The sequence below is a fragment of the Syntrophorhabdales bacterium genome (assembly GCA_035541455.1).
Lineage (GTDB): Bacteria > Desulfobacterota > Syntrophorhabdia > Syntrophorhabdales > WCHB1-27 > JADGQN01.
On record DATKNH010000013.1, the window covers coordinates 51,846 to 69,752 of the forward strand.

The 17,907-nt window shown below is 55.0% G+C and carries 14 protein-coding genes; 7 read left to right on the top strand and 7 right to left on the bottom strand.

Features of this window, described 5'->3' with window-relative positions; translation table 11 throughout:
- Positions 1-13 precede the first annotated feature (13 nt).
- From VMT71_01375 to VMT71_01390, 4 genes are read right to left on the bottom strand one after another with little or no spacing between them, the layout of a single operon-like run.
- Positions 14-901 carry a thiamine pyrophosphate-dependent enzyme gene (locus tag VMT71_01375; GenBank protein ID HVN22592.1) on the bottom strand — a complete coding sequence of 296 codons (888 nt, stop codon included), beginning with the start codon at positions 899-901 and terminating at the stop codon, positions 14-16.
- Positions 883-2,052, bottom strand: a complete 1,170-nt coding sequence (locus VMT71_01380) for a hypothetical protein (GenBank protein ID HVN22593.1) — start codon at positions 2,050-2,052, stop codon at positions 883-885. The genes VMT71_01375 and VMT71_01380 overlap by 19 nt, the downstream gene beginning before the upstream one ends.
- Positions 2,049-3,818, bottom strand: a complete 1,770-nt coding sequence (locus tag VMT71_01385; protein HVN22594.1) for an NAD(P)-binding protein — start codon at positions 3,816-3,818, stop codon at positions 2,049-2,051. The genes VMT71_01380 and VMT71_01385 overlap by 4 nt, the downstream gene beginning before the upstream one ends.
- Positions 3,819-3,852: 34 nt before the next feature.
- Complete coding sequence (locus tag VMT71_01390; protein ID HVN22595.1) at positions 3,853-4,395, bottom strand: 2-oxoacid:acceptor oxidoreductase family protein; 543 nt, start codon at positions 4,393-4,395, stop codon at positions 3,853-3,855.
- Positions 4,396-4,560: 165 nt separating this feature from the next.
- On the opposite strand from VMT71_01390, the gene VMT71_01395 reads away from it, so the two are divergent.
- The 7 genes from VMT71_01395 to dctP all read left to right on the top strand — a co-directional run bounded on the left by VMT71_01395 (position 4,561) and on the right by dctP (position 11,092).
- Positions 4,561-5,247, top strand: coding sequence for a GntR family transcriptional regulator (locus VMT71_01395; GenBank protein ID HVN22596.1), 687 nt, complete (start codon positions 4,561-4,563; stop codon positions 5,245-5,247).
- On the top strand, positions 5,244-5,801 hold the full coding sequence (locus VMT71_01400) for a 2-oxoacid:acceptor oxidoreductase family protein (protein ID HVN22597.1): 558 nt from the start codon (positions 5,244-5,246) through the stop codon (positions 5,799-5,801). The genes VMT71_01395 and VMT71_01400 overlap by 4 nt, the downstream gene beginning before the upstream one ends.
- Positions 5,798-6,064: a 4Fe-4S binding protein gene (locus tag VMT71_01405; protein HVN22598.1), complete on the top strand. Its 267-nt coding sequence runs from the start codon at positions 5,798-5,800 to the stop codon at positions 6,062-6,064. The genes VMT71_01400 and VMT71_01405 overlap by 4 nt, the downstream gene beginning before the upstream one ends.
- The gene (locus tag VMT71_01410; protein ID HVN22599.1) at positions 6,064-7,269 is read left to right on the top strand and encodes a hypothetical protein; all 1,206 of its coding nucleotides are present in this window, start codon (positions 6,064-6,066) and stop codon (positions 7,267-7,269) included. The genes VMT71_01405 and VMT71_01410 overlap by 1 nt, the downstream gene beginning before the upstream one ends.
- A gap of 102 nt (positions 7,270-7,371) precedes the next feature.
- Positions 7,372-8,649 carry an FAD-dependent oxidoreductase gene (locus VMT71_01415; GenBank protein HVN22600.1) on the top strand — a complete coding sequence of 426 codons (1,278 nt, stop codon included), beginning with the start codon at positions 7,372-7,374 and terminating at the stop codon, positions 8,647-8,649.
- Positions 8,650-8,662: 13 nt separating this feature from the next.
- A complete protein-coding gene (locus VMT71_01420) occupies positions 8,663-10,021 on the top strand; it encodes a 4Fe-4S dicluster domain-containing protein (GenBank protein HVN22601.1) in 1,359 nt (452 codons plus the stop codon).
- A gap of 78 nt (positions 10,022-10,099) precedes the next feature.
- The gene (gene dctP, locus VMT71_01425) at positions 10,100-11,092 is read left to right on the top strand and encodes a TRAP transporter substrate-binding protein DctP (protein ID HVN22602.1); all 993 of its coding nucleotides are present in this window, start codon (positions 10,100-10,102) and stop codon (positions 11,090-11,092) included.
- A gap of 89 nt (positions 11,093-11,181) precedes the next feature.
- Here the strand turns inward: dctP and VMT71_01430 are convergent, their stop codons facing one another.
- The 3 genes from VMT71_01430 to VMT71_01440 all read right to left on the bottom strand — a co-directional run bounded on the left by VMT71_01430 (position 11,182) and on the right by VMT71_01440 (position 17,338).
- Positions 11,182-11,418 carry a hypothetical protein gene (locus VMT71_01430; protein ID HVN22603.1) on the bottom strand — a complete coding sequence of 79 codons (237 nt, stop codon included), beginning with the start codon at positions 11,416-11,418 and terminating at the stop codon, positions 11,182-11,184.
- A gap of 388 nt (positions 11,419-11,806) precedes the next feature.
- On the bottom strand, positions 11,807-14,716 hold the full coding sequence (locus VMT71_01435; GenBank protein ID HVN22604.1) for a chemotaxis protein CheB: 2,910 nt from the start codon (positions 14,714-14,716) through the stop codon (positions 11,807-11,809).
- A gap of 183 nt (positions 14,717-14,899) precedes the next feature.
- Positions 14,900-17,338: a PAS domain-containing protein gene (locus tag VMT71_01440; GenBank protein HVN22605.1), complete on the bottom strand. Its 2,439-nt coding sequence runs from the start codon at positions 17,336-17,338 to the stop codon at positions 14,900-14,902.
- Between the last annotated feature and the right edge of the window lie 569 nt (positions 17,339-17,907).

Below are 17,907 nucleotides of genomic sequence, written 5' to 3' on the forward strand. Positions count from 1 at the left end.
GTTAACCGTCTTTTCAACAGATTCCTCTTTCCTGCGCTACCAGGTGTTCCCAGTCTTCATCCACCTGCTTCTGTAGCCTTGCCACATCCTCATTGGTAAAGTGGCGGTATCTGCCCTGAATCTTCGTGTATTCGCTCACCGGCAGACCTTGAGGCTGGTGCGTAATCCGGTATTCCCTTCCATCTATGATCTCGTAGAGCGGGAAGATCTTTGTCTCGACAGCAAGCATTGCTGATTTCGCGGAGAGTTCTTCAGGCATTCTCCAGCCCGTGGGGCAGGGTGTCAGCGTATGAATGAAGCGTGTGCCCTTGATTCTTTTCGCCTTTTCCACCTTGGCCATGAGATCGTGAGGATGACCGAAAGACGCGGTGGCTGCGTAAGGCATGCGATGCGCGGCAATGATCTGCATGAACTTCTTTTTCTTGCCGTGCCTGCCGCCGGGTGTGGTCATGGTCCAGACGTTCTGGGGGGTCGACGAGCTGGACTGGATACCTGTGTTCATGTACGCCTCGTTATCGAGGCAGATATAGATGAAGTTGTCATCCCGGTCTGCTGCGCCCGACAGAGATTGGAGCCCTATGTCGAACGTGCCGCCATCGCCTGCAAATGCAACAGGAATAATATCATCTCGTCCCTGGACTTTGAGCGCGTTGGCTATGCCGGCTGCTGTGGGTGCGGCGATCTCGAACGCCGAATGAAAGCAGGGCACCTCAAAGACACTGTTGGGGTAATTTGCACTGATGGGACCCACGCATGAAGGGATCATGACCACGATTGTATTCTTCCCCAACACCTTCATGACGAGCCGAATAGTGCTGGCGAGGCCGCACCCCGGGCAGGCCATGTGGCCTGACCGCATATATTCCATCTCCGTGCCCATGTCTAGTGTTTCTGTAGCCATGTTTCTCTCCTTACCCATACTGGTAAATCGGTCGGTTTGTCATGCTGTAGAGCTTCGAGCACCATGTCTTCAATCATCTCCGGTGAGACGTCTGCGCCGCAGATGCCCGCAATGTAGCCAGTCACGGTAGGTCTTTTTACGAGCGGATAGAGTGCCGACTTTAATTCGTGGCAGAATATGCCTTCCTTGCCAAGGGATATATTCCGGTCGAGCACAGCTACCTTCGGTACATTCTTCAAAGCCCCCTGCACTTCTTCTGTAGGGAAGGGCCTGAAGGCTTTTATCTTGAGGAGTCCCGCTTTGCAGCCTTTGCTTCGCAAGGACTCTATCGCTACACGTGCAGTGCTCGTCATGGCGCCGCTCGTCACCAGGACGATTTCGGCATCGTCAGTATTCACAGCCTCCACCACACCGTACCCCCTCCCCACGATCTGGCGGTATTCCCTGTTTGCCTCCTCAATGACAGGCCGCGTCTTCTCCATATCCCTGAAGCTTGTCTCCCGATAGACCATGTACTGCTCCGGGCTCACCACGTTTGAAATGAACGCGGGGTCTTCAATGTTAAATCTGGTGGGAATGCTGAAGGGCGGCAGAAAGGAATCCACTGCCTCCTGGCTCGGTAACTCAATTGGTTCCATGAAGTGAGATGTGAAAAAGCCGTCGATTGCCACCATGACGGGGAAGAGCGTCTGTTCTGCTATCTTATATGCTTGGATGACCGTGTCGAGCGCTTCCTGGGCGTCCTCGCAGTAGAACTGCAGCCACCCGGTATCGCGCTGGGAGAGGCTGTCCGATTGATCGCTGCCGAACGCCCAGGGAACAGCGACTACACGATTCACATTGCACATGACAATAGGCACTCTGTTTCCAGAAGCAAAGTGGAGCATCTCATGCATGAGGGCGAGCCCCTGAGAAGCTGTGGCGGTAAAGGTGCGCACGCCCGTGAGGGAGGCGGCAATGCAGGCTGCCATAGCAGAATGTTCCGATTCTGTCCGCATCATCACGCCGGTCAACTTTCCTTCAAGCTCCATATCAGAAAGCTTTTCGTAAATAGGCGTTTGCGGGGTGATGGGGTATGCGGCTACCAACTGAACTCGTGCAAGGCGAACGGCTTCAGCCACTGCGTAATTTCCCTGAAGAAGTTGTTTCATGTGCCAGCTCCTGTGGTTGCTCCTATCTCTATCACATTGCGTGGGCAGCTCGTGGCGCAAATGCTGCAACCCTTGCAGTAGTCCATCTTAACGGTGTAACCTTTTTTGCCTTCCTTCACCAGAGAGATGTCAGGACAGAGCAGGAAGCAAAGATCGCACTCTGTGCATGTCCCACACTTGAAGCATCGCTCGATTTCGTTCGTCATCTGCGACGGATCAATGCCGCCCGCGACCTCTTTAAAGCTCTTTACCGCTCGCTTCGGCGAGAGCCGGTCAGGCGCCATTGCACGTTCTCCGCGAGAGAAACAAAGGGTGTTTATCTTCTCATACGGAACGACTTTCTTGAGATCAATCTGGTAATCTCCCTGATGCATAATACTTTGGAATGAGAAGGCGGGTTTCTCACCAATTTGATGGCTTTGAAACTCTTGTCCGAAATCGATGCCTTCGATGTAGCAATGTATGGCCAAAGCGCCTGTCTTTCCGCTCGCAATGGCATCTGCAACGAATGCCTTCGTTCCTGCGCTATCTCCGCCAGCGAATATCCCTTCGATATTCGTTTCCGCGCGTTCAGGAGAAATAGCGATAACGCCGTTTCTGCCCAAACGAATTCCAACTCCATTTGTGAACTGGAGATCCGGCACCTGTCCTATGGCTCCGATGACGGTATCTGCCGGCAGATCGAATTCAGATCCCGGAAGAGGAAGGGGCTGTGCTCTTCCGCTTTCGTCTAGTGCTCCCAATGTCATGCGCATGCACTCGATTTTCGAAAGCCGGGTACCATCACCGATCAGCCGTTTCGGCGCAGCAAGGACATCGATCTTTATCCCTTCGCGCTCCACGGCTGCCACGTCTTCGGGGAGAGCCGGCATCTCTTTTTGTGAGCGGCGGTATATGATGGTCACTTCTTCTGCGCCAAGACGCCGTGCGACCCGCGCACAATCAATGGCCGTGTTGCCGCCTCCTATCACAGCTACTCTCTTGCCCACAGCTATTTGTTCCCCGAGATTAACACTCCTGAGAAAACCCATGCCTTCCATCACGCCGGGGAGTTCCTCTCCCTCGATGCTCAGGCGCATTCCCTTATGGGCGCCTGCGGCAATAAAGATGGCCTGGTGCTTGTCTCTAATCTGTTCGAGAGAAATGTCGTTGCCGACGCGAACTCCCGTTGTTATCTGCACGCCCAATTGCTCTATGTAACCTATCTCCTTGCGCAGGATAGCTTTCGGTAGTCGGTATTCTGGGATGCCATAACGGAGCATGCCCCCTGCTTCAGGCAGAGCCTCGAAGATTGTGACAGGATAACCAAGTCGCGCCAGATGGTAGGCAGCGCTCAACCCCGCCGGTCCGGAGCCGATTACAGCGACTTTCGCCTTTCTTTTTTGGACCTGAATTTCCCTCTTTGTGTCGACTTTGCCGTGGTCGGCCAGAAAGCGCTCGAAGCCACGAATGTTGATCGCTTCATCAAATTCTTTCCGGTTGCAGTCAGATTCGCACGGGTGATAGCAGACCCTCCCGCAGACACCGGGTAGAGGATTATCCTGACGAAAGATGCGTAATGCAGCGTCGTGGTTACCCAGAGATGCCTGACTGAATGCACGGGCAATATCATTGCCTATAGGGCATCCTCGCCGGCAGGGCGATGTCTTCTCCGCGTAAAACGGTTTCTTGCTGCTCCAGTGACCTGTAAAAAAAACCTCGGTGGTTCCTCTGGAGAAGGGAATTATAGGCTCTATGTCTTTTATCCCTATGGTGCGATGGCTCATCTATCCACTCCTTATGGGCCCTTGTGAAGGCAAATCAGTAAAAGAGTTGCGTCAACTCGTAAGCCTTTTTTGCCGCAGCTACGTTGGCCGAAACTTTTGCCGGGACCGACTCCTTAATTACTTCTTCCAAAAGATCCATGGGCACCGCGTTGCTGGCTTTTGCATAAGCGCCCAGCATAGCTGTATTGATCGTAGCCCCCAATCCCAGAGACTCAGAGACGGAGAGTGCGTCGATAAGAGCCAAACGAAACTTCTTCAACGCTTGAAAATCTCTGTCGGTCAGAGCATTGTTTATGAGCAGGAGCCCTCCGGGCTTAAGCATTGACTCAATCTCTCTTTCGTCCACAAGATCAGGCGCCATGTAAATCATCTGGTCCGGTGCGGTGATCTCGCATTTCAGAAGGATCTTCTTGTCGTCCACCCTGAGAAAGCTGGCAACCGGGGCGCCTCTGCGTTCGCCGCCGAAAACGGAGAAGCACTGAGGGTACTTCCCCATGGTGAAAAAAACCCTTGCAAGGATCTGAGACGCGATGACCGCGCCCTGTCCTCCTCTGCCGAAGAACTTTATCTCAATCATCTGGGCCTCTGCTTTATTTCAAAGAATGGGGGATGTTTATTGGGATACTGTACCCCAATAACCGGGGTGTGTCAAGGAAGGCGGAAAGAAACGTCTTTCGCCCTGGCAAAACCTTTTGACACCCGAGCAAAAATACTGTACCCTAGATGCGCTACAAGAAAGACAATGAAGCAGCATATCATCAACTTCAAAATAGAAAAGCAACCCCACCTGCGGAAAATCGTTTATGAACGGTTGAAAGATGCAATTCTTACCGGTTCGATTCCGAAAGGTACGAAACTCTACGAATCAAAAATTGCAGAGGAGACGGGCATAAGCCGGACTCCGGTGAGGGAGGCGCTTCATGCCCTCGAGCGGGAACTGCTCATCACTGCAATCGACAAGGTGGGTTATCAAATAGTCGATGCAGATGTCCAGGACCTTGAAGAGATCTCGGTACTAAGAAAAACCGTCGAGACCCTTGCCCTAAAAAAGGCGATTGACAGTATAGGGGAGACTGAGATACGCAGGCTGGAGACGAATCTCAAGCAGGCGGAAAGAGCTTTGAAAGAGTACAAAGGTGATCTCTTTATCCAGCTGGATGCGGAGTTCCATCAGGTATTATGCTCCCTGAGTCATAGCGAGCGCCTGATAAGGATGGCAGATGCGCTGCGGAAGGAAATGCACAGATTCAGAAGGCGTACAAAACTGGACCACGAACTGGCTGAGGAATCCCTCAGGTACCACCAGAAAATAGTCAATTTCCTGAAACTGAAGGATTATAGAAACGCGAAGAAAGCGCTGAACGACCATATCGATCACGCAAGAAGAAAGACCGAGAAGGAGTTCCTGGGAGGGTTGAGAGTGCAATGAAAGAGATACGGTTACACGGCAGGGGAGGGCAAGGGGTAGTGATGGGCGCTGAAATGCTGGCATACGCGTTTGTCCTCGAGGGCAAGTACGCTTCTTCGTTCCCGACCTTCGGGGCAGAACGCAGAGGAGCGCCTGTGGCGGCTTTTCTTCGCTGCGATGAAAAACCGATAAGGGAGACTCACCAGATTTATGATCCCGATTGTATTATGTGCCTGGATCCTTTTATAGGAAGATCGCAAGAGATCTTCAACGGATTGAAAGGGGACGGCATTGCAATTATTAATACCCCGAAGCTGAAGCTGGAGAAATGGCCTGACGCGCTCAAAATGCTGGGCCTGATTGATGCAACCGCCCTGGCTCTTGATGAGATAGGCAGGGCGATCGTCAACACGTGCATGCTCGGCGTGATAGCAAAGGTTACGGGATGGGTAAAGCTGGAATCTGTGATAGCAAGCCTCGACATGAACTTCGAAGGAAAGTTGTTGCAGAAAAACATAGACCTGGTGAGACGCGGCTACGACAGTGTCGCAATTTCAGTAAGGAGCACCACATGAAATTCATCAGCAAATTTGAAGGACCCTGGTCGACACCAAGTGAGCCGCTCGATGTCAAAACAGGGGAATGGAGGTCGCAGAGGCCGGTTACAAGGAGTGAGAAGTGCCGTCAGTGCGGCTGGTGCTTCATCTTCTGTCCGTGCGGCTGCAGGAAAGAAACAGGACATTTCTTTTCTGCTGATCTCGATTATTGTAAAGGCTGCGGAGTCTGTGCCAGAGTCTGCCCGGCCAGAGCAATTGCACTGGTGAGGGAGGAAGTCTGATGGCGACAATGGATCTGAGAGGCCAAACGAGAGTGCTGGACGGGAATCGCGCAGGCGCGTACGGCGTGCTCCTCTCGCGACCCGATGTGATTGCCTCCTACCCGATCACCCCGCAGACACCGCTGCTCGAAACGATTTACAAGTTCGAGGCCGAGGGATTACTCAACGCGGAGATGGTAGAGCCCGAAGGTGAGAATTCGGCGATGGGCGTCCTGCTTGGTGCATGCGCGGCTGGCGGACGCACGTTCACCGCCAGTTCTTCCCAGGGCTTGTCGTTCATGAATGATGCCTATCTTCTTGCTGCGGGAAACAGGTTCCCTATCGTAATGGCGATCGGTATGAGGGAGCAGGTAAGCCCGCACGGTGTAGTGGCAGGACAGCAGGATGCTGTGATGGTGAAGGATCACGGCTGGGTCCAGATCTACATGGAATCCTGCCAGGAGATACTTGACACTATAATGATGGCCTATAGGCTGGCGGAAGATTCAGACGTGCTCCTTCCTGTTAACGTGTGCTACGAGGGATTTTTTCTCTCGCACCATTCACAGAGAGTTGAGATACCGACGCAAGAGCAAGCGGATCTCTTTCTAGCTCCGCTCAAGAACATGGAACGCCCCAAGTGGAGCCTCGATGATCCCATGGTTTTTTCAAGCTACACGGTTCCTGCGGAGCTTTTCACCGAATACCGGTATAAGGCGTGTGCAGCCCACCAGAGGGCAAAAGGAAAGTTCGATGAGATCGACAGGGAGTTCGGAAAGCAGTTCGGCCGCAGCTATGGCGGTCAGATAGAGGAGTACAGGACCGAGGACGCCGAGGTGGTCATTGTCACCATGGGTTGCTCCACGGGAACGGCAAAGGTTGTTGTCGACAAGAAACGCGAGGAGGGGCTGAAGGTTGGGCTGATCAAGATACGGATGTTCCGGCCCAGCCCTAAGGAGCGGTTGATCAAGGCCCTCAACGGGAAGAAAGCCATAGGAGTGGTCGACCGAAACGTATGCTACGCGTGGAACTGCGGCCATAACTTCATCGAGTTGAAAACCCTGTTGAGCGATCTGGAGACACCGGCCCCGAAGCTGGTTGACTTTATAGGGGGACTGGGCGGAGCAGACATTACCGCGCTTCATGTGGAACGCGTCATCGAAAGAACGTATGCTGCGGTCAGGGGTGAAGAGCAGCCAGTTGTTACGTGGCTGTCGTTAGAATAGAGTGAGGGGCTAGCGCTAGCGGCAAAGGGCTAATGGCTCATGGCTTCAAACCTTTTGTCCTTGGGCCCTTTGCCTTTAGCCGGTTTTTAGAGGAGAGATGCTTTGGAAAAGAAAAAACATGTCATAGTAGGATGCGGCACTGCAGCCCTCTCGGCATTAAAGCGGATGAGGCAGAACAACGCCGCAGACGATATTGAAGTGGTGTCGATGGAGCCTCACCTTCCATATTCTCCCACGTCTCTTCCCTACCTCATCTCAGGGAAGATACAGGAATCTGAAATTTCCATGGTGACGGAGAGTTTCTTTGACCGGATGCGAGCAGTGTGGGCCAGGGGCAGGGGCAAACGGGTGGAGCGTCTCGATACAGGCAAGAGCCAGGTCATTTACGAGTCTGGTGAGCGGGAGGCGTATGATTCCCTCCTGATCGCAACGGGCAGTGAGCCTGTTGTCCCGTCAATCCCGGGCCTGAAGCAGGAAGAGGCGTTGCAGTTGAGGACCCTGGATCACGCCAGGGCTCTGATAGACAAAATAAAGGGAACCAGGACCGCAATCATTCTCGGCGCCGGGTTGATCGGTATGCATGTGGCTCAATGCCTGGCTGAAAAGGGAATGAAGGTGAAGGTTGTGGAGATGCAGCCGCGCATTCTGCCCTCCTATTTCGACGCAGACGCCTCCCCAATGATCCAGCGGGTGCTGGAGCAGCATGGCATAACTTTTTTTGTCAACAAGCAAGTTGCTGAAGTGTACAGCAAGAAAGGCTTCGTCGGGGTAGCATTGAAAGGGGGAGATGCCCTGGAAGCGGACCTGCTGCTGGTTGCTACGGGCGTAAGGCCGCGGACCTCTCTCGTAAACGGAAGCGGTATAGAAGTGGACAACGGCATACTGGTCGACCGCCAGATGAGAACAAATGTCAGCAACGTGTTTGCAGCGGGCGACGTCGCAGCAGCCAAAAGCTTTTTTACAGGGAAGCATGGTCTGAATCCTATTTTGCCCAGCGCGGCCGAGCAGGGCAACGTTGCGGGCAGCAACATGGTGGGTGAGGTCAAGGAGTACGAAGGCTGGCTGCCGATGAATACCTTCAATTTCTTCGGTCATCGTGCTGTGTCCGTCGGAGAGACGACTCCTGTCGAAGGCGATGAGGTGCTCGCGGAAGCAAATGGAAAAAAGGAAACATACAGGAAGCTGATCTACAGGCAGGGTAAACTTGTGGGAGCGACCTTCCTCAGTACAGACGTGGATGCCGGTGTGTTTCAGTACCTGGTACGCAAGCGGGTGGAGATTAGCCAGTACAAAAATTCTCTTCTCGCGTTGCCGAGAGAAACGAGTCTGTGGCTCATGCGTGAAGCGGAACGAAAAGAAACCGTTTCAATAGAGGACTAGAAGAGGGCTGAACATGAAGAGTTTCTATGACACCTTGAGGATTGAAGAGAATATATGCCCGCCCGATTGCAAGGCGTGCCACACACGGTGCACCGAGGTCAAGAAAGAGAAGGGCCAGCAAGGAACCGGCATCCTGGAAGTTCATTTGCCCGAATTGGGTGTCCATACTGCCAATACGTGTAACCAGTGCTCGGAACCGGCCTGTCTCGATGTCTGTCCCACAGGCGCGATCATAAAGAATCAAGACGATGGAATTGTCCGGATAACGCAAACCAAGTGTCTCGGGTGCGGCCTGTGCGATCTTGCGTGTCCTTATGGCGGGATCGATTTCGATGCAACCTCGAAACAGGCGTCAAAGTGCGATCTCTGCGAAGGGGAACCGCAGTGCGTGGAAGCGTGCCCGGTCAAAGCCATTTCTGTTATGAAAGCCCGCTCGGTTGTTAAACATTTTCATGAGGACCCTTTGCTGATGGGGTCATCCTTGTGTGTAGGTTGCCCGGCAGAAACCACGCTTCGTTTCGTGCTCAGGGTGCTCGGGAAAGATACCTATCTGTTCGGAGCCCCGGGGTGTGCGACCAACGTGATTAACGGCATGGGAATACGGACCATGGTTCGTATTCCGAGCCACATGTCGAACATGACAACAGTACCCTCCACCATGACCGGTGTGAAGAGATACCACAGGAAAATGGGCAGAGATGTGAGGTGTGTTGCGTTCGTCGGAGACGGTTGCGCAACGGACGTGGGATTCCAGCCGCTCTCAGGTGCGGCCGAAAGGAACGAGAACATCATCTTCATAACGTACGACAACGAAGGCTACATGAATACCGGTATTCAGAGAAGCAGCACCACGCCCTACGGTGGGTGGACAACGACCACTCCGGCTATGGGGAAGAGGAAAGGGAAGCGAATGAGTTCCAAGAATGTGCCGCTCATCATGGCGGCGCATGACATCCCTTACGTGGCCACTGCGGTCATTGCCTACCCGGAGGACCTTCTCATGAAATTGCAGAAGGCCATGGCCGTCAAAGACGGCATGTCCTACATCCACATATTGAGCCCGTGCATTCTCGGCTGGGGGTACAGCATATCGCAGTCTCTGGATATACTCAGGGCAGCTGTCGAAACAAACTACTTCCCCTTGTGGGAGTACGAACGGGGAGAGTACCGGATGACTCATGTTGTTGAGAAGCCGAAACCTATAACCGAATATACCGCACTCTTGAAGAAATTCGCTCATCTGGATAAGGAGGAGCTGGATGAGCTGCAGAAGATTGTCAACAAGCGCTTTGACCGCATCAGGGCTCTTACGATGATGGAAGGGGCAAAAGACGGAAAAACTAGAGAGGTAAAAACAGCCGGTGGCTTATGAGCGATGGAACATGAAGGGGCTGAATTGAAAGCGTCGCTGAAAGCTCACGACTGAAACGCTCAAAATAGGGAGGTAGCAATGAAAAAGATAGTAGCTCTTGTCTGGTTCGCAGTTGCAGTTCTGGTTTGTGGATCGGTACCCTTGTCGGCGGCTGAGCCCTATACTTTGAAGGCTATTTCTGCGTGGCCTCAATCAGCAGTCGAGTACAAAGCCTGGACGACGTGGATAGACCTGGTGGACCAGATGGTTGCGAAGAAGGCCCCCGGGGAACTGAAGATACGGTACCTGGGCGGGCCGGAGGCTGTGAAGACGCCCGACCAGGCGTCCGCCCTGCAGCGTGGTCAAGTCGACATACTCTACACCTCGGGTGCTTACTACACGAACGTGCTCCCTGAAATCGATGCTCTGAAACTGTCGGTCTACACTCCGGCCGAAGAGAGATCGAACGGAGCACAGGCGTTCCTTAACGATCTGCACCAGAAGAAGCTGGGGGTCTATTATCTGGGAAGACTGGGTCTCAACGTTAAGTTCTTTGTCTATTTGAAAAAACCGGTAAAGAGCGCGGATTTTACAGGTCTTAATATTCGGGTTTCGCCTCTCTATCTGCAGGCGATCAAGGGTCTTGGCGGAAATCCTGTCGTCATGCCCCTTGGCGATACGTACCTTGCGCTGGAAAGAAATGTGGTGGATGGCGCCTGTTCGCCAGGGGTCGGATTGCGTGAATGGGGCTGGCAGAAACAGTTGAAATATGTTGTGGAGCCGGGATTCTACACGGTGCCCAACCCGCTACTTATAAACCTGAATGCATGGAATCACCTCCCGCAGAAGCTCAAGGACATCCTCAGGGATGCCACCATAGAAGGGGAGAAGAAAGTGGTTGCCGACTTTGAAGAGATGGCAAAGAAGGAGCGCCCGGCACTCGTGGCAGAGGGCATCCAGGTCATCGATTTGCCCCCTGCGGAAAAAGAGAAGTTCCTGAGAATAGCCTATGATGAAGGCTGGAAAGATATAATCCAGAAGAATCCGCAGACAGGACCGGAGTTGAAAAAGCTGCTTTCAAAGAGCAAGTAGTCATACCAGGGGGGTGAATAGCCCCCCTCTCTCAATCCCTTTATTTTCAAGGCTGTCCCGCTTTTCGACATGGACCTATCCCTGCTTCCTTAGTGGGATTGTGCCCGTAATTGTGCCTGTTCAACTTCTGCCTTCATCTGTTCATGAGCGGTTGAGAGGCGTTCACAGGCCGCTCTTAAATCTTCTTCGTTGACGATGTTGTAACGATCAAATACCGATCTTGTCTTGTGGCCGCTGATCTTCATGGCTACCCGTTCGGGTGTGCCGGTGCTTACCATGTTCCTTACTGCCGTTCTTCTGCAATCGTGAAACAGTTTTCCGGCCATCCCGGCTCTTCCACATCACGGGTCTTCGCGTGGAACTAACCGGCATGGCGAACCCGGTCCCGATTCCGGCCACTCTACCGCCCTTGGGTTCCGGCCTCTTAGGGTTTATGGTGGTGAGGAGAAGGTTCAAGAAGTAGCAGTCTAACTGTGAAGAACACCGGAGTGAGAAGACCTGCTTTCCAGGCTCCGTTAGGACGATTTCACCTACGAAGTTGTGAATTGACGGCTTTCGTTTCTGGCCGGCATTACCATCGGGAAGCGCGCAAAACGTGTATGGTGAGAAAGAAACGCACCACAGACTCATTGGCCGGATCGCCGCAGGCTCCGCGGTGCAGTCTGAGAATGTCTTTCTCCGGACGCGTCAGCCGCGTTCGACGAGAACTCTGATTTACTCCTTCGCCTCTTCCTCCAGGCCCATCAGAATGAAGGGGAGCCTCAAGCTCTCGGAAGTCATTACCGTGCGCGCATTCAACAAGATCCTCTTTTGCTGTCCGCCCGGAAGATGGTACATCGTCGCGTAGTTCTCGATGAACGAGTCTTTGGGAAGGACCTGCTCCAGGAGGCGCCGCAACTCGGGGATATCGAGCTGGCTGCCCGCGATCTCGTAGATGAGCTTGCCTTCGGCCCCGCGCTCATCCAAGCCTAACATCCTGTAGAAGGAGCGGTTAGCCGTGACAACACTGAGGTCTTCCGAAAGAGTAACGAGCGGCTGTTTCACGGTATCGACCGTGGCTTGAGCAAAATCCCGGGCCACGCGCACTTTTTCAACCATGGCCGTCTCTTCTGCCGCCTTTTTGATTGCAGTGATGCTGTTGAAGGTTATGACGGCCCCGCCGATCTGGTTCTCGCCCGTCCTGTAGGGCCGGACCCGCATGAGGTACCACTCGCCGTTTTTAGTCTGGACGTCCTTTTCCCTGGCCTGCAGTGTTGCAAGCACATTCCGTGCTTCTTCGGTAAGATCGATGTCCGAAAGAGTCGTTGCAATGTCACGGATTGGGCGGCCGACATCCGAAGGAAGGAGATTGGCGACTTCCTTGATGTCTGTGGTGAAGCTCCTGATCTTCAGTTCGGTATCCACGAAAATGGTGCCCACATTCACGCTGTCAAGAAGATTTTTTATATCGGATTCCGCGCGGGCCAGTTGCCGGACTTTCTCCTCGAGCTCCGAGTTGACCGTTACCAGCTCTTCATTGATCGACTGGAGCTCTTCCTTGGATGTTTCCAGCTCTTCGTTTGTCGACTGGAGCTCTTCGTTGGACGACTGGAGCTCTTCGCTCGTCGACTTCTGCTCCTCCACCGCCGTCTGCAGCTCCTCTATCGCAATCTGGAAGTCTTCCCTGGTGCGCCGCAGTTCCTCCTCCAGCTCGCTCACCCGTTTGTCGTCCTGCCCTTTCTTGCCGACCGCGCCCCGCCGTGCGCCCTCTTGCGGCTTCGGCAGGCTCACCTCTTCGAAGACCACAATATACAGGCCTTCAACGTTGGAGAGCGATTTTGCCTTCAATCGTACCCCGATCTGCCCGCCGTTCTGGTCAATCCTGAGTTCCGGTGATACGGCTTCCGTCTTCTGCGCGATGGCCTTATGCAGCGCCGCATGCAGCCCGGTCCGCAGGCCCTTCTTGGCCATGTCGTAAATATTGAAGCGGGGCCCGCCGGGGGCAGGTTCGAGAAAACGCGCGGTCTGGCCCTGGATGTGCACAATGCCTCCGACTTCATCCACTACAACGCACGGAGGGGAGAAATGCTCGAGGATCTCCTGTTTCGCCGCCTCTTTCGCCGTAACTTCCTTGGGCTGGCCGTCGGCAAGGGACGCGGGCTGGCGCCGGTAGACGCCTGCCGCGGTGTCCGTCTGAAAGACCGGAAAGCCCTGCCTCGGTTTCGCCTCGCAGAACTTCCACTTCCGTCCGATCACCTCGAAGAGATCGTTGCGGCTCCCTACGGTCTCCGATGCGCCGAGGAAGAGGATCCCCCCGGGATTGAGGCTGTAGTGAAACGTTTCGAGCAGCCGCTTCTGGGCGTCGGTCCGTAGATAGATCATGAGGTTCCGGCAGGAGACGAGGTCGAGCTTGGTGAAGGGCGGGTCCTTGAGCACGTTCTGCACGGCGAAGACGATCTTGTCCCGCTGCTCTTTCTTGATCCTGTAGCCGTGATCCTCCGCCGTGAAGTAGCGATGCAGCCGCTCCTCGCTCACGTCCGCGGCGATATCCAGCGGGTAGAAACCGATGCGGGCCTGTTCCACCGAGGATTCATCAACATCCGTCGCGAAGAGGTGGATCTCGAAACGCTTGCCGACCAATCGGCCGAATTCGTCGAGCAGCATCGCGAGGGAATAGGCTTCCTCTCCGGTCGAGCAGCCGGCCACCCAGCCCCGGATGACATCGCCCTCCTGACGCTTCGCCAGAAGCTTCGGCAGGATCTCCTCCGCGAACGCCCCGTAAGCGCCCGGGTCCCTGAAAAAACTGGTGACCCTGATCAGGAGATCCCGAAGCAGCAGCGGCGCCTCTTCACGGTGTTCGTCCAGGTAGGTCAGATACTGTTCGGGCTCGCGGATATCGAGCACGTTCATCCGGCGGCGCACGCGTCTGAGGACCGTGTTCATCTTGTAGAGGGAAAAATCGTGTCCCGTGGATTGCCTGAGGCTGGCGAAAATCCGGGACATCACGGGTTCGACCTGCTCTGCCGTCACCGGGGACTGGACCACCGGGAGCTGCTGCACGTAGCGTTCGAGCAGTTGTCCGATTTGTTCCGGTGTCACAATGTGGTCGGTAATGCCGGTGCTGATCGCGCTTTCAGGCATCTGCGCGTACTGCGCGGAGGCCGGCTCCTGTACGATGGTGATGCCTCCGGCGCCGTGTATCTCGCGCAGGCCTATGGTGCCATCGGAACCGGTGCCCGACAGCACGATGCCGATGGCCGCTTCGCCTTTTTCTCTCGCCAGAGCGCGGAAGAGGAAGTCGATCGGCATGCGCACCCCGTCGGCCGGGGGGGAGCTCAGACTCAGGACCCCTTTGTCGAGGGAGAGGAACTTGCCCGGCGGGATCATGTAGGCGTGGCCGGATTCGATCTTCATTCCCTCTCTCGCTTCCAGAACGGGCATCTTGGTCATCCTGGAGAGAATATCGACAAGCATGCTCGGCCGGTCGGGCTGGAGGTGCTGGACAAGGATAAATGCCGCCTCAAGTTTCGGAGAAAGCGTGGAAAAGAGTGCCTGGAGGACCTCGACGCCGCCGGCGGACGAGCCGATGCCGACAACCGGAAAGACGCTCCCCTCAGGTTTCTCGTGCTGATCCTTTTCTTTCATCGCACCCTCCTTTCTTCCGATGGGCGATCGCTCACTGCGTTCGCTAGGACGACCGCTTACGCTAGGACGACCGCACTACGTTGCCTAGGACGCAAAAAGCTTTTTCGTCCATCGTCCTAGGGAGCGAAAGCGACCGGTCGTCCCTCGTCCATCGGTAATTATCGTCCCTCTTCCATCTGTCTTTTACTTCCCACCCCCTTCGAGCGTCTGTTTCACCACGACAGCCAGCTGTTCGCGGGTAAGAGGCTTCATGAGAAATCCCTTGATACCCGCATCTTTGGCGGTCTTCTCATCGACCGTCGCGCTGTAGCCGGTGCACAAGAGTATCGGGATGTCCGGCCGCACCTGCAATAACCGCTTGGCAAGCGTGAGGCCCGTCATGCGGGGCATGGCCTGGTCCGTGATCACAAGGTCGAAGCGGCCGGGCTCTCGCGAGAAAAGCTCCACTGCCTTCTGGGGGTCTGTCTCGGCGTGGACTCTATAGCCGAGCCCCGAGAGCGACTGCTCCACCATGGAGGCTATCAGCTCTTCATCATCGACAACGAGTATGCTGCCGCTGCCCGTGGGAAGAAGCGCCGGTTTTGCCGCAGCATCTCCAGGGGCACGCTCCTCTCCCTTGGGAAGAAAGACCCTAAATGTGGAACCCTTCCCCTTTCTGCTGGATACCGTGATAGCTCCTCCATGCGACTTGACGATACCATAGACTACGGAAAGGCCGAGGCCTGAGCCCTTGCCCTGACCCTTGGTGGTAAAGAAGGGCTCGAAGATCCTCTGCCTGACTGAATCGTCCATGCCTTCGCCGGTGTCGGCAACGGAGAGCACGAGATAGTCGCCGGTATTGAGATCGGGGTCTGGAAGCAGATTCTGCGTATCAAGGGTGATCTCGCGCAGCGCAATCGTCATCACCCCTCCCTCGGCCATTGCCTGGGCTGCGTTCGTCGTGAGGTTCAGGAGCACCTGCTGCATCTGCGTGGGGTCTGCGATGACGGTGTCGTGCTCGGCTTCCAAATCGAGCCGTATGTCTATTGTGGTGCTGATGGTGCTGCGCAGCAGCTTTGCCGTCTCTGTTATCAGAGGCATGAGACTGAGCGGCTGCGCGTGCTGAGCCGATTTGCGGCTGAAGGCAAGTATTTGCTTGACGAGATCGCGGCCCCGGAGTGCCGCAGTGAAAACCCGTTTGAGTTGGTGGGAACCGGGGGAGCCTTCCGGCATGCCGTCGAGCGCAAGCTCCGTATTGCCGATGATGATCGCAAGGAGGTTGTTGAAATCGTGGGCTATGCCGCCGGACAGCGTGCCTACGGCTTCCAGCCGCTGCGACTCGCGAAGCTGCTGCTCAAGCTCCGCCTCACGGGTAATGTCGCGTGCCAGGACAACATATGTTATGACGCCTGATGCGTCTTTGACCGGCGAGACCCGCACGTCGCATTGCGACCCGGCGCCGTCCTTCCTCGGCAAGCTCATGCGGCCCGACCAGGGCTCACCCGTGGCGATGGCGTCGACGATGGAGCGCATCACCGGAGAAGCGCCGTCCTGCTCTGCAAGGGCTTCGATTGTGTTGCCTTCCAGCTCGGTTTTCTCATGTCCCGCTATAGCACCAAAAGCGGTGTTAACGTAGCGCAGCGCGCCGTCCCGCTCCACTACGGCGATCCCCTCCTCTGCAGCCTGGATTGCCGCCGCAAGCTTCCGACGGGTCTCTTCCTCCTCCCTTTGCCGCGTCACGTCTGTGGCGATGACGAGTACGGACGCAATGCGCCCGTTGACGTCGATCTCGGGCGCCGCTCTCCAGGAGAAATACTTTCTCCCTTTCTTTGTGGCGATCTCCAGATCGGTCGATACTACATCCCTTGTCCTGAATGCTTCCCTGATGGCCGTATCTAACCGGTCGGCGGTCTCCGGGGGAAGGCCGAGCCGTTGGTGCGTCTTTCCGATCGGCTTACTCGGATCGATGCCGATAAAGCGCTGGAACGCTCTGTTCGCGAACGTACAATGAAGGTTCCCGTCGAACCGCAGGATCAAATCCGGGGCGTTGTCGGCGAGCGATCGATAGTCCTGCCAGAGCCTCGCCGTTATCTCCTCATTCTTCTTCTCTTTCGTGATATCACGAAGATAGACAAGGAGCCCGCGGCTGTCCGACGGATAGGCGCGCACATCAAGCCACCTTCGGGCGACCAGGGAGAAGTCTTGAAACGCGACAGGCCTCCGCTCTGTCAGCGCCTGGGTATATCTTCTTTTGAAGCCTCCGTCCGCTTGCTTGTGGGGGGATGACCAGAGTTTCTTGCCCATGAGCTCTTCGCACGTCGTGTTCAGTAATCGGCCAGCGCTGCTGTTGCAGGAGAGCACGCGCAGGTCTTCGTCGAGCGAGAGGAAGGCGAGCGGGATCGTGTCGAGGATTGCTGAGTAGTCCGCCTTGCTGGCGTTCAACGCTTCGAAGGTTTCGACAAGCGCATTGGTACGCTCTTCGAGCAGCGCCTTTAGATCCTCGAGGTGGTTATCGTGACCATCCAAGTGTCGGGGGGGGGGAGATCCTGTGGCAGCTTCCGCTGTGATACTTCGCCCATCTCTTTCACTGGAATGTTCCTTTTCGAAAGCCGGTTTCCCGCGCCTGGATGCTTCATCCTTCAATGATCACTCCTCGAAGAAGGTTGTTGAAGACGCTCCAAAGGATACCAGAGCAGCTAGAGCGTGTAAAGAAGTATGGTTTGACGTCAAGCAGGCCTCCAAAGTAATATCAGGTTGCGCACGACAGATGTCAATAGCCGGGAGCGAGGAATCAAAAAGACCTCAATGTGAAAGGCGAACACGTTGCGCACACGAGCCCGGTTGATGTTGCCACCCGGGTGCTGAATTTCGTGCCGTGCTGGAAACACCGCACCGCATCGCGTTCGGCTTAAGTTTCCCGTTTAGTGGAAGTGCACCATTACCGCCTTGAAGCAGGTACCAGAGCAAGAGATCTTCAGATCACCAGTTCAGGAAGACATGCTTGGGCAGCGAATTGCATAATTCCACAAATATTTGCCCGAGCATGATCCATGAGGGTGAGGAATACGCGTTGAAAACAAGCATTGGCCCTTATCTCTCGAATAATGTGATGAGTCAGCAAGGCTCCTAGAAGCGAAAGAAGAGGGTCAGCCCATACATGCCCAGTTTTTTTTGAAATAGACAAATCGCTTTTTCGTGTTTAGTCTTATGTA

Bases quoted from the DNA above. Each gene is read 5' to 3' on its own strand.
- VMT71_01375 (HVN22592.1), bottom strand. From the start codon at position 901: ATGGCTACAGAAACACTAGACATGGGCACGGAGATGGAATATATGCGG.
- VMT71_01380 (HVN22593.1), bottom strand. From the start codon at position 2,052: ATGAAACAACTTCTTCAGGGAAATTACGCAGTGGCTGAAGCCGTTCGC.
- VMT71_01385 (HVN22594.1), bottom strand. From the start codon at position 3,818: ATGAGCCATCGCACCATAGGGATAAAAGACATAGAGCCTATAATTCCC.
- VMT71_01390 (HVN22595.1), bottom strand. From the start codon at position 4,395: ATGATTGAGATAAAGTTCTTCGGCAGAGGAGGACAGGGCGCGGTCATC.
- VMT71_01395 (HVN22596.1), top strand. From the start codon at position 4,561: ATGAAGCAGCATATCATCAACTTCAAAATAGAAAAGCAACCCCACCTG.
- VMT71_01400 (HVN22597.1), top strand. From the start codon at position 5,244: ATGAAAGAGATACGGTTACACGGCAGGGGAGGGCAAGGGGTAGTGATG.
- VMT71_01405 (HVN22598.1), top strand. From the start codon at position 5,798: ATGAAATTCATCAGCAAATTTGAAGGACCCTGGTCGACACCAAGTGAG.
- VMT71_01410 (HVN22599.1), top strand. From the start codon at position 6,064: ATGGCGACAATGGATCTGAGAGGCCAAACGAGAGTGCTGGACGGGAAT.
- VMT71_01420 (HVN22601.1), top strand. From the start codon at position 8,663: ATGAAGAGTTTCTATGACACCTTGAGGATTGAAGAGAATATATGCCCG.
- dctP (HVN22602.1), top strand. From the start codon at position 10,100: ATGAAAAAGATAGTAGCTCTTGTCTGGTTCGCAGTTGCAGTTCTGGTT.
- VMT71_01430 (HVN22603.1), bottom strand. From the start codon at position 11,418: ATGGCCGGAAAACTGTTTCACGATTGCAGAAGAACGGCAGTAAGGAAC.
- VMT71_01435 (HVN22604.1), bottom strand. From the start codon at position 14,716: ATGAAAGAAAAGGATCAGCACGAGAAACCTGAGGGGAGCGTCTTTCCG.